The sequence below is a fragment of the Neoehrlichia mikurensis genome (assembly GCF_019186785.1).
Lineage (GTDB): Bacteria > Pseudomonadota > Alphaproteobacteria > Rickettsiales > Anaplasmataceae > Neoehrlichia > Neoehrlichia mikurensis.
Genome location: NZ_CP066557.1, coordinates 158,451 through 171,739 on the forward strand (window position 1 = coordinate 158,451; position 13,289 = coordinate 171,739).

10 protein-coding genes and 1 tRNA gene are annotated in these 13,289 nt (G+C 26.8%); 5 read left to right on the forward strand and 6 right to left on the reverse strand.

Annotated elements, in window-relative coordinates:
• Positions 1–259: 259 nt before the first annotated feature.
• Positions 260–1,915: a phosphomethylpyrimidine synthase ThiC gene (gene thiC, locus HL033_RS00645; protein WP_218194191.1), complete on the forward strand. Its 1,656-nt coding sequence runs from the start codon at positions 260–262 to the stop codon at positions 1,913–1,915.
• 1,248 nt (positions 1,916–3,163) lie between these two features.
• On the opposite strand, the gene coaE is transcribed toward thiC, so the two are convergent.
• On the reverse strand, positions 3,164–3,751 hold the full coding sequence (coaE, locus tag HL033_RS00650; RefSeq protein ID WP_218194192.1) for a dephospho-CoA kinase: 588 nt from the start codon (positions 3,749–3,751) through the stop codon (positions 3,164–3,166).
• A gap of 735 nt (positions 3,752–4,486) precedes the next feature.
• Between coaE and HL033_RS00655 the strand changes: the two genes are divergently transcribed.
• The 3 genes from HL033_RS00655 to HL033_RS00665 all read left to right on the forward strand — a co-directional run bounded on the left by HL033_RS00655 (position 4,487) and on the right by HL033_RS00665 (position 6,626).
• Positions 4,487–5,074 (forward strand): L-threonylcarbamoyladenylate synthase, encoded by a 588-nt coding sequence (locus HL033_RS00655; RefSeq protein WP_218194193.1) that lies wholly within the window; start codon positions 4,487–4,489, stop codon positions 5,072–5,074.
• Between the two features lie 2 nt (positions 5,075–5,076).
• A complete protein-coding gene (locus tag HL033_RS00660) occupies positions 5,077–5,961 on the forward strand; it encodes an AAA family ATPase (protein ID WP_218194194.1) in 885 nt (294 codons plus the stop codon).
• Between the two features lie 389 nt (positions 5,962–6,350).
• Entirely contained in the window at positions 6,351–6,626 is a 276-nt protein-coding gene (locus HL033_RS00665; protein ID WP_218194195.1) for an HU family DNA-binding protein, read from the forward strand.
• A gap of 17 nt (positions 6,627–6,643) precedes the next feature.
• Here HL033_RS00665 and HL033_RS00670 read toward each other — a convergent pair whose 3' ends face one another.
• Positions 6,644–7,354, reverse strand: a complete 711-nt coding sequence (locus HL033_RS00670; RefSeq protein ID WP_218194196.1) for a pyridoxine 5'-phosphate synthase — start codon at positions 7,352–7,354, stop codon at positions 6,644–6,646.
• A 158-nt stretch (positions 7,355–7,512) separates the two neighbouring features.
• Positions 7,513–8,061, reverse strand: coding sequence for a nicotinate-nucleotide adenylyltransferase (locus HL033_RS00675; RefSeq protein ID WP_218194197.1), 549 nt, complete (start codon positions 8,059–8,061; stop codon positions 7,513–7,515).
• Positions 8,062–8,178: 117 nt separating this feature from the next.
• Between HL033_RS00675 and HL033_RS00680 the strand changes: the two genes are divergently transcribed.
• Positions 8,179–9,093 carry a hypothetical protein gene (locus tag HL033_RS00680; protein WP_218194198.1) on the forward strand — a complete coding sequence of 305 codons (915 nt, stop codon included), beginning with the start codon at positions 8,179–8,181 and terminating at the stop codon, positions 9,091–9,093.
• Between the two features lie 607 nt (positions 9,094–9,700).
• Here HL033_RS00680 and dnaA read toward each other — a convergent pair.
• The 3 genes from dnaA to HL033_RS00695 form a co-directional block, all read right to left on the reverse strand.
• On the reverse strand, positions 9,701–11,104 hold the full coding sequence (gene dnaA / locus HL033_RS00685; RefSeq protein WP_218194199.1) for a chromosomal replication initiator protein DnaA: 1,404 nt from the start codon (positions 11,102–11,104) through the stop codon (positions 9,701–9,703).
• 868 nt (positions 11,105–11,972) lie between these two features.
• On the reverse strand, positions 11,973–12,779 hold the full coding sequence (locus tag HL033_RS00690) for an enoyl-ACP reductase FabI (protein WP_218194466.1): 807 nt from the start codon (positions 12,777–12,779) through the stop codon (positions 11,973–11,975).
• 60 nt (positions 12,780–12,839) lie between these two features.
• Positions 12,840–12,913: transfer RNA gene (locus HL033_RS00695), tRNA-Asp, on the reverse strand.
• Positions 12,914–13,289 lie beyond the last annotated feature (376 nt).

Sequence of the window (13,289 nt, forward strand, 5' to 3'; positions counted from 1 at the left end):
TATAATTTTCTTTATATCATGCTAATTTTATATATTTATCACATGAACAATATGATTATTAGTTCTAATTCGTGGTGATTTATATTAGATGGAATTACTGCTCTACCAGAGGCAATTTCTTGTCTAACAAATTCTGGTGTAATATTAGAACAATTAATATTAAGTAGCGAAACAAAAAATTATATCTTAGCATATCAAACTAGATATTTATAGAAGTATTCTGTATAATACTATTTAAGTATACACAACACTGAAATTTATGAAAATACAATATAACGATGCATTTCCTTCATCTCATAAAATATATGCTATAGGTAACATTTTTAATAAAATTAGAGTAGGAATGCGCCAAATTAATATAAAAAATAATACTGATAGCATATTAGTATATGATACTTCTGGTCCCTACAGTGATAGTAAAATTAATGTCAACATTAAACATGGTATTAGTAAAATCAGAAAACATTGGAATACTTATAAGGAGGATACCATACAGTACAAAAAAAAAATACAACATAATTCATGTACACAATTCCCACAAGTCAATCATAGTGCTTTAAAAAAAAAGGATCACCCTATCACTCAATTATTCTACGCACAGAACAATATTATAACCCCTGAAATGGAATATGTTGCTATTAGGGAAAATACATTACGTACACAACATTTATGCAAAAAACTTAATATTAATTGTTCTAATATTACACCAGAATTTGTTAGACAAGAAATTGCCTCTGGTAGAGCAGTAATTCCATCTAATATAAACCACCACGAATTAGAACCAATGATCATAGGTAAAAACTTCTTAGTCAAAATTAATGCAAATATTGGAAATTCTGTGCTCAGTTCAGGAATAAAAGAAGAAGTAGAAAAAATGATAAACGCTATTGCGTATGGAGCTGATACAATAATGGATTTATCAACAGGTAATGATATTCACAACATTAGAGAATGGATTATCAGAAATAGCCCTGTACCTGTAGGAACAGTACCAATATATCAAGCATTAAGTAAAGTAAATGGCATTGTAGAAAAACTTAATTTCGATATCTTTAAAGAAACACTCATAGAACAAGCAGAACAAGGAGTAGATTATTTTACAATACATGCAGGAGTGTTAAAAAATTACGTTCAATATACAAAAAATAGAATAACAGGTATAGTCTCACGCGGCGGAGCTATCATGGCACAATGGTCTAGCTTTCACAATAAAGAAAATTTTCTTTACACTCATTTTGAAGAAATATGTAATATCATGAACAGTTATGACATAACCTTTTCTCTAGGTGATGGACTACGTCCAGGATCTATAGCTGATGCAAATGACAAAGCACAATTTTTAGAACTAGAAACTTTAGGAGAACTAACAAAAGTAGCATGGGAACATAACTGCCAAGTAATGATTGAAGGACCAGGACATGTACCACTTCATCTTATTAAAGAAAATGTAAAAAAACAATTCTTATTTTGTAAAGAAGCTCCTTTCTATACACTAGGTCCTTTAACTACAGATATTGCTCCAGGTTACGATCATATCACTAGTGCGATCGGAGCAGCAATGATAGGTTGGTATGGTACTTCCATGTTATGCTATGTTACACCTAAAGAACATTTGGGATTGCCTAATAACAAGGATGTAAAAGATGGTGTAATCGCATATAAAATAGCTGCACATGCAGCAGATTTAGCAAAAGGTAACCCTGCAGCATATATAAGAGATTATGCTTTAAGTCAAGCTAGATTTGATTTTAGATGGCATGATCAATTCAATTTATCCATCGATCCTATAACAGCTAAAGCATTACACGATGAATCCTTGCCTGCTAAAGGAGGAAAAACTGCTCATTTTTGTTCAATGTGTGGGCCCAAATTTTGTTCAATGAAACTAAGCAAACAATTAAAATATGATCAATAAGTACTAAGTGAGTATTTAACATGAAATGACGAGCTACTTATTATAGCAATTACTGAATAAAGATTTACAATCGCAACAAAAAGCCAAAAGTTGCCTAATTTTTTAAACTAGAAACCAAGATTTCCTTTGTATAACACATATTAACAAGTAACTAAATAGTCAATTCAATATTATAATATAAGATACATGATATCATATGACATAACTATTCATACATTTTTACATAAAAATAACTTTTAACATAGTACTTCATTCATATAATTAAATGCCTTCCACTTATAATAAAAATCCACTTAAATAACCACTAGAACTTATAAAAATAACTCAAAACATTATATGTTACAAGTAGTAACAGTATTTCTTTTAATGTATAACTTAGCATATCAATATACCAAATTTGTACTTTTTATAATAAAAATATAAAATAACCCTGTAGATAACTCCATCCAACAATAGCATATGTACTATTTATACAGCAATACAACCTAAATTTCATTATTTTCTAACTAAAGTATCAGAGTTATTATTTTAAAAAAAATACATTACATTTCTTAATTAGCTTATCTTCAAATTATGTGCTTATAAATATTATACTTTTATACAATAATCATATTATATATTTTCAATACTATACAAAAAACATGAAATCTTCAAATCATACATAATATACAATATGTCTTACTTGCATCTCTAAGCATAACATTCTTATACACATTACATTTCTTACTAAAGACCTTATTATAATGTATTAAATACAAAAAACATGCTTTTTCGTACCCTACACTTACCTACCTTACTTTCTAAGTACAACTGTTACAATATAAACCTTTATCATGTTTATTAACATGATATATCTTCATAATCTTAACTCACAATATTGCATTGAACCTATATTTTAAAAATTACTACAAGGATTTATTACATAATAAAATATATAATTCCATTACACATTTTTCAACAATTACTATATATATAAACCTCAATTTATATAACTCTTATTAATTTCTCTTCCTGCTATATCTATTTCTGATTACACAAAACACTAAATAAAAAAATGATTTAACATTATAAGCAAATAATTTTTTATAATCTTTCTTTTCATGAAAATGTTTTTTACATCATTCTAAGTAATAATAGCATTATCTTCTATCAAAAGCCTACTTTACCTAAAAATTTCAGTAAGCAATATAATACACGTTATATAAAATTATTAAAATGTAACTATATTATAAACCAAACATAAGTATACTAAGTAACATAATGCAATATCCTTAAAATTTTGCTGAATATACCTTTTCTACCTAATCCTGAATTAATACTAAAATGAGATTTTTTTTCTCTCGTACATTCAGAGATTTGAAGTTCATGTATAAATTTAAGCTGTTTCTCAGGTATATGTCTACTGTTTAACCGTTGTTTACGTATAAAATCACTGGCATATATATATATAATAAAATCACAATAATAATGAAATTTAGCTTCTATTAATAACGGTATATCAAGCACTAAATATTTAGAAATTCTATGTCTATTATGCAAGAACAAAAATTCTTGCTGCTTACGTAAAACTATTGAATGTATCATTTGCTGAAATGTTTTCCATACATCACTATAACAATAAAAATGCTTAGCAAGTACTTTTCTGTTAACCATACCATTCTGTACAGAATCTGGAAAGCACTTCTTCACAAAATCCACCACTTGATTATCATATTCGTATAAATGATGAACTACTTTATCAGCATCAAATATTTTAGCATTAACAAGTTGTGCAAAACAATTCGCAACTAAACTTTTCCCAGAACCTATACCACCAGTTAATCCAAAAACTACCATTTTTTCTCAATAATCTTATAACACTTATACCCTTATTAATAGCATTTATAAAATAATATTAACACCTAAATAATACAACCAACTAACCTGTTCACCATTTACTAAAACAAAACTTTTTATTTTTTCATACACCCACAAATATTTTTAACAAAAACACCTACATAATTATCAAACTACGTACTATATAAGCATTAATATATAGAAACTAAAATTACATATAATGTAATTAATCAAACTAGTATTCTATAGTAATAAGTTTATATTATAAAAACAAAACTTTTCATTATCTAACTAAGACTACAATTACATAAACAACGTTATTACTAAAAAATTGTCTTACATCTAAAAAGATAATACCTTACTTTTTAAGTAAAAGTATATTGAAAACATTTATTAAAATCTTGAATTTATTATTACTTGACACTAATAATATTTCCATGCTCGTTTTACTTTTTATTAGCTAATTATAGCATTGCATTAACTTTTAATGTTCTGGAGGTTCTGGATATATATCTGTTATATCAAATATTGCTCCTAAATTAGGCTCTAAAATGCAACAATGCTTTACTTAATTACCCTTTTTGTTCACAACTTAAGATCATTAGTTTAGATAATGACTCTAAAGTATTCTTTAGTATAATTTACAACTTTATGATATACTACCTACTTTATATATATCAATCATTTGCTAACACAAAATATGTATGTAATTAAAAAAATTTCTACATTTTCTATATGATACTACAAGTTGTCAGCTTATTAAAAAAAAATGAAATAGTTTGCTTTCCAACAGAAACAGTATATGCCTTAGCATGTTCTGCAAAAAATGATTTTGTAATTAGTAAAATATATTCTATTAAAAATCGCCCTATCACTAAACAAATGTCACTATTAATGAAGGACATTAACCAAGTAAGCATGTTTTCACATCTTAAAGAACAAGATTTAAAAATTATACAACATCTTCCTAAAGGTAAAATAACATTTGTCCTACCACTACATAATCGCCACTACTTACCAAAAAAATTTTTTAAAGACACTATAGGAATTAGAATATCAGATCATCCTACAGCTTCAAAAATATTACATTTATTCAAAAGCCCTATTATCGCAACAAGCGTTAACATAACTGGCTCATGTAGCACATCAAAAGCAAGTAATATTCCGGATATAATTAAAAAAAATATTTCAATAATCATAAAAGATGATACGCTAGTAAGCGGTATAGAGTCAACTGTCATTGATCTAATGTCATACAAAATATTACGATCAGGAATTGTCCCAGACAAAGAAATCTATAATATATTTCAAAATATACTATAAATATGAAAAATATCATAGGACATGAAACAGTAAAAAAAATTCTTATTAGTAATACCAACGTTAATTCATGGTTAATACATGGTAAAAGAGGTATAGGTAAAGCAACTTTATCGTATGCCTTTACAAAATACTTGACACAACATGATAACTTAGAAACACATCCAGATGTTATGGTTATTAATACAGATAATGAAGAACTTATAGGAATAGATGTAATAAGAAAAATGAAGCAATTTTTAAACTTTAGTTCAATAATATCTAATTATAAAGTAGCAATTATTGATAGTATTGATAATTTAACTATTAATGCCATGAATGCTATGCTTAAAGTTTTAGAAGAACCTTCAGATAATTCAATCATTATACTTATCAGTCATAATATATATAATATTCCAATAACTATAAGGTCTCGTTGCTTTGTAATACATTTACATGATTTAAGTTATGACGAAACAAAGCAGGTTATCAGTATTAATTTTCCAAATATACAGCTTACTAATGAAATTGCCTACTTGTATTTAGGAACTCCTGGAATGATTACAGATAATATTGATGACGAAGTAACCTTATATTACAATCTCATAGAAATAATAAATCATAGAGATTTAAAATCTATAAATGATGTTATTAACACAACAGTACCTCTATACAAAATAGAGCGCATATTACTTACTACAATTTCAGAAATAATAAAAAAAGCCGTAGGTATTACAACTAAATTCAATACCCAATTTGTAAATTGTTTTACTCAACAAAATATCAACTCTCTACTTAACGGATATTCAAAGATACAAAATATAATATCTACATCAAAAAATATTTACTTAGAAAAAAAAGCAACTATGATCAATATTGTTGACACTATAATGCATATAACATCATATTAAACTTATTATTTTATATATATAAAAGTCTTTACTCATTATCTTTCGTAAAAAAAATATCTAGACAAAGTAAAATAACAACTTACATTTAACATTATCCAATGTCACTAATTACAAAATATTATATATTACCTCCTTATATATTATTATGATTTTTTTTATAAACATTACACTTTCTACTAAATAGGCATTTAATCATAAAAAAATAAAGTATTGTATTATGCATAACAAATTAAATATTTAATATTTTTTACATCAAATTAGCGTATTTAGCTCAAAAAAACACTACTTTTAATAATGCTTTAAATAATAACAACAAATTTAGTTGACTATATACACTAACTTAATATCCTAGGTCTATATTTACTTATATCAAAGTAGGAGTTTTATCTATGAGCAAAGAGATGATAGTTAGAGCATTGATGTTAGGTCTAAATTTAACAAAAAAAGACTCAAGTAATGCTTATGATATTGTCATGTCAACAATAAAGAGTACGCTAGAGACAAGTCAGTCTATTCGCTTACATAATGTTGGTACATTGCACGTCATTCAGTGTGCAGAAAAAAAATATCACAATCCAAAAACTGGAGATTTAGAAACACTTCCACCAAAGAAAAGAGTAAGATTTAGATCTAGCAAAAAGCTACTAAATATAATAAATAGTTGATAAAATAAGTTTTTACATTAGCACGTAATGACTTTTTTCATCTTCTGAACTGAATACCCAATGCCATGTATAATAGATTCAGAAATTAAAAAGTGCCCTATATTAAGAGCTGATATATATGGTATTTTAGCTATTATAGCAGCACTTTTATAATTTAATCCATGGCCTGCATGGCATTCTATGCCTTGAGTATAACTATAGTAGGCAGCTTGTTCTATCTGGTGTAGACTTCTTGACGTCATATTATTACAATATAGACCAGTATGTAATTCTATAGTACGTACAGAAAGTTTTTTTGCATAGTTGATTTGCTCTATTTCAGGCTCAATAAAAAGAGTAACTTGTATATTAATTGCATGTAATTTACAAATCATAGGTTCTATAATGTGATACATTTCTTTAAGATTTATTCCACCTTCTGTTGTCATTTCTTTTCTATTTTCAGGAACTAAACATACAGATTGTGGATGCACTAATTCTGCTATTTTTAACATTTCATCAGTTGCTGCAATTTCTAAATTTAAGGGAGCATTTAAGTTATTCTTTAATTTAAAAACATCTTGATCATTTATATGTCTACGATCTTCTCTTAAATGAATAGTTATAAAATCTGCTCCATGCTTTATAGCTAAATTTGCGACTTCTAAAACATCAGGATAAGTAGTGTTTCTAGTATTACGTAAAGTTGCTACGTGATCAACATTAACTCCTAAAATAATATCTTTCATAACGCCTCTAATTAATAATTAGTATAATAACTTTATTATTTTCTCTCTTGCTAAGATAAAATTCTTTACTATTCAATACCTAAGTCTTATTTGAGAAAATAAATAAGCAGTCAACTTTTATAACATAGTAGCAAAAATTATTTCATATATATAGTCTTCTAATTCTTATTTAAGCTATATCCTCTTATTTTAGTAGAGGACATATCATAAGTTACAGATCTAACAAAACTCCATCCATATAATTCTTTTATCAATAACCCCACATTTACATAACGTTGATATTGAGAATATGAAAAACAAGATTTTAATGCATTATAAACATAATTTTTACGCTCAAATACTAATATTGGAATAAGTTGACAAAAATCCTTCCATCTATACCACTTATGAAAAAATAGTAAATTATCAGAACCCATTAACCATATAAAATTTACATTATAATACCTTCTTTTTAAGTATGTAACCACATGATAACTATAACAACTATCGACATAAATTACTTTTACTCTTTTATAATCACAAGTAATTTTATTAGCTAATAATAATCTTTCCTCTAAATTATACTTACTATTAAATTTTAATGGATTTTGTCTCGTTAACACCCACCACAATTCATTTAATTGTAATATCTTAAGTAAATTCATAGTAATATGCAAATGACCATAATGTGGTGGATCAAATGAACCACCTAATATTCCTATTCTCATAATATCAATTCAAAAAAAATGTACACTTTTTACAATAAATGTGTTATCATAATTTAATATATAAGTACATATTCTTTTAAGGTACCATATGCCATGTTTTCTAATAATTTACCCCAAATGAAAAATCATGTTTTACAGCAACGTATATCTAAGATAATTAATGAAACAGAAGATACTGTTAGTGCTCAAATACAATCCATTATAAATCAACACAAAACTCAGCATATAGATACATTAAAGCAAAAACTACAGCGCAACCCTAGTAATCAAGAATGCAATCAATACTTAAAGCAGAATAATCATAAAATACAAAATGATGCTCATCTAGAATTTGAAAATCAAATTCATAAGTCTTTACAAGAAAATATAGGCATAGAAAAGACAAATATAGTTTTTGCACATGCAAATAAAAATACTAATATATACAAGAGACGTCATATAATTTATGGACTATATAGGTTATTTTTAGTAGCAGAAATGCGTCTAATGATGCTAGAAGTAAATAATGAAAATTTTCAAAAATTAGTTCAAACAGTTGAAGCTTGTTCGTATATAAAATCAGATCTTACCGCTCATGATATACAAAATATTAAACAACAAATATTCACATATAAAAGGAATCATGCTAGTATACTAACAAAAGTTAAAGAACAAGTTGGAGACTTTCTTGACATAAATCCTTCGAATATATTAGGTTCGTTAAAAGAAAAAATGAACTTTCAGCAATATAATCAAGACACTAACGCCCCTGAGCATAAGGATATTGTATTTAAAAATATGGTAAATACACCTATGTCCTTATTATTTCTAATGTTAGGATTATGTCTTAGTGGTTTAGCAACTGCTGTAGCGCTTGTATTCCCTTTAATAGTTGTTGGACAAGCTGGCATGGTACTAAAAAAATATCTTAATGACACAGAAGAACCAAATATACATAATGCTGCTAAATTTGCATCTGCACCAACATTCAAAGCATTGCCCAATCATGTATCCCGTATAGAAAAACAAAAGGATAATTCTCAGTGCAAATAATGTTCTACATATACAATTTGTAATATAAGTTATTTATAAGTATGTAAAATTTATTTTCTTATAAAGGGACAATTTATGTAACGTTAATTATTAAAATATATCGTTGGTATTTTTTGCTTATTAGCTAGTATATGATAGTTACATAGCATCTAATTTAATTAATCACAATACTTTCATTAATAATATAAATAGCTACAATAATTATTTAATTAATGATACGTTTCTCAATTAATTAAGCTCAACATAATTATTTCCATAATGCTAGAATTTTTTATTTGTAAGTTTACTATACTTTTTTTAAACTATCTTCCTCATTTATCAGATAATTATATAAATTTTTTAATATAAAAGTCATATCAATTTAAAATAAGAGCTAAACTATATACTTCCATATTCTTAGCACCTTAGTCGGGAGAAACGGTGACTTTGGAATCAGCTAAGATAGCTTAGCAGATTTTTAATTCAAATAAAGTACATTATAACAATGTTTAATAAACTTATTATATTAATAAACTATTAATTCCATTTTTTTATCAAAAATAAAAAAATACCACATAAGCACTTCAATTCATATAAAAATAAGACAAATAATGATATATTACATACACTACCTCAACATTCGCATTAATAAGTTAATATCATCATTTAACTTACTATCCATACTTATAAGCTTTTCTATTTGTTTAACTGCATGAATAACTGTTGCATGATCTCTTCCACCAAAGCTTTTCCCTATATCTGGTAAACTTTTTTGTGTTAATTTTTTTGCTAAATACATTGCAACTTGCCTTGGCCTTGCAAGAGTCCGCAATCTTCTTGTAGAATACATATCTGATATCTTTATATTAAAATACTCAGCAACTTTTTTTTGTATAACATCAATTGTTATTGATCTATGATTTGCCCTTAAAAGATCTGATAAGATATCATTAGCTGATTCCAAAGTCACGCTTCCACCAACTAAAGAAGAATGTGCTACAACTTTATTTAACGCACCCTCTAATTCTCTAATATTAGATTTTATATTTTTCGCTAAAAATTCTAATACTTGATTGGGAATACTAATACCCATCTTTTCAATTTTTAATTGCAAAATTCCCAGTCTCAACTCAAAAGTCGTTTCATTAATATCAGCAACAAGACCCCATCCTAACCTAGATTTTATCCTATCTTCAACACCATCTAAATCACTAGGAGATCTATCAGCAGATATAACTAATTGCTTATTTTGATCTATTAATGCATTAAAAGTATGAAAAAATTCCTCTTGTGTACTATCTTTACCACTAATAAATTGAACATCATCAACCATTAAAATATCAACTGAACGAAACTGCTCTTTAAAAAGCATTATATCCTTACTTCGTAATGCCGTTACATATTGATACATAAACTTTTCTGCAGAAAGATATGCTATTTTTCTTGTTGATGACAATCCTAAAACATACCAGGCAATAGCATGCATTAAATGAGTTTTTCCTAACCCCACACCTCCATATAAAAAAAGAGGATTACTCCCAAATATAGGAGCAGATGATTCAGCCACTCTCCTAGCAGCAGCGAAAGCTAATTCATTTGGTTTACCAACAACAAAATTATCAAATGTAAATCTTGGATCCAGTGGTGAACTAAGATGATCATAATTGCTATTAACTTCATGATCTGTTAATTCATCACTTTTAGATTCAACCACTGAGTGAACAACAGGGTGATTATTATATACACAAATATCTATAGAATAAATATTAGGATTTTCTGTTTGCCAATATTTTAAAATCTGATCTATGTAATGTACTAATATCCATTCTTTTATAAACCTAGTAGATACTGATAGTATTACTTTACCATTATCACTTCCAGAATAGGCTAAAGTACTTAGCCAACTATCATATATAGCATTACCGTACAAATTGCGCAGTTTTCTCTGAACATTTTTCCAAATTATTTGATTATCACTTTGTAATCTTTCACTGATACAATCACCAATAACTCCAGCACTACCATCACTCATAACACAACCTTAGAAAAATATAGCAAATAATACACTTAAAGTCATTAAATTAAAAAAACAGCTAAAGATAGAGTTATATTATATTACATAAATAAAAAATCATCTATCAATTTCACTGTTAGATTTACATAAAATGACATTCTTATAAAATATACTTCCATTATCATTTATAGAACATACACTATAACTTTTATACATATTAAAATATATATAGTGTACTATTAATGCAACCTTAAGTAATAAATTTATTATTACATTCAAAAAATTTATCACTCTTATAATGATTAAAAGAACTCAATACAGTAACTAACTCTACTACACTTAAAAATACAATGTAAATATCACAAAACAGCAATTATAATAAATACATATTGATATATGCTGCTTTACTACAATAACTAATAATCTACATAGTATAATTTCTATACATTTAATAAATGATATTTTAAAGATAAGATTTAATACCCATTTATTATTTTAATTTATTATTATAATCCAAAATTACCTTATCTTTATTATCTAGTTAATACTTAGTTTATATTTAGCACAACACTTATAATAACTTGCAAAGATTTTTCCTAATCATAAATATACTATATAACACCCACAATAAATATTCACATATAAGAAGAATAACACTATACATTCAAACTTAAAAAACAAATTAGAAGCTTTCTTACAATAAATGCCCCAAATATATCAAGCTTGTTAAAAACACAAATAATATAACTAATATCTCATAATATTAGAGATTACATCACGAAAAACATATCTAAATACTCATTACTTTGTTTATTAAGTCATTAATTTAACAGCTATCCTAGCACTTATTCATAATTACTAAAGAAGCATGATAAACGCAATACACCTATAATTTACCTTCTGTATAATGAATATCAGGAGCATCTATCATTTTCATTCCTATAACATTATAACCATTATCAACATACAAGGTTTCACCTGTAGTACCCCTTCCTAAATCACTTAACAAATATAGAGCTGCTCCTCCAACATCATCAAGCGTAGTATTACGACGTAATGGTGAATTAAATTTATTCCATGTTAAAATATAATGAAAATCCCCTATTCCTGCAGAAGCTAAAGTTCTAACAGGACCTGCAGAAATTGCATTTACTCTTATTTGCCGATTTCCTAAATCAACTGCTAAATACTTTACACTTGCTTCAAGCGCTGCCTTACATACTCCCATCACATTATAGTGTGGTACAACCTTTTGAGAACCATAATAAGATAAAGTCAGTATACTACCACCATTAGGATTCATTAATTCTTCAGCCTGTTTAGCAATAGCAGTTAATGAATAACAGGAAATATGCATTGATGTTAAAAAATTATCAAGTGAAGTATCTATATATCTACCCTTTAATTCATTCTTATCAGAAAAAGCCACAGCGTGGACAATAAAGTCTACAAATTCCCAATTATCCTTTACCTTGCTAACCATATTGCATATTGAATCTATATTACCAACATCACAAGGAATCAATAACTCTGCATCCACAGAATTAGCTAGAGGCTCAACCCTTTTCTTAAAAGTTTCAGATAAATATGTTAATGCTAACTTAGCTCCATGCATAGACAATGTCTTAGCGATACCCCAAGCTAAAGATCTGTCATTAGCAACACCAATAATTATACCTTTTTTACCTTTCATTATATCACTAAGCACTACTTCTCCTTTAATGTACGTCTCTTATAATGACCTACATAAATGCGGGAGTGACGAGACTCGAACTCGCGACCTCAAGCGTGACAGGCTTGCGCTCTAACCAACTGAGCTACACCCCCTCCCATATTAGTACGATACACTAATTAAATAGCATGGTAATAACTTATAAAAATATTGTCAATAACGTTTTAAAACTATTCATAATCCTTATCTAAAATATATAAAACTGGCTATAACATTAAAATACTATTTATTATACTAAACTCATATAAGTATAACTTATCATTGCTTTACTATCTGCACTTATATCTTACTTTATTACTGATAGATGCTACATTTATAATGTAATACATATAAATAATATTATAATAACTACTTTATATTATATTTAGCAGATATAAAACAATCTTCTATATATTTAGAATTTATGTATTAAGCTTCTATTTTACAAACAAATAACTTGTATTAAAAATAATACAAGTAAGTAATTATCAT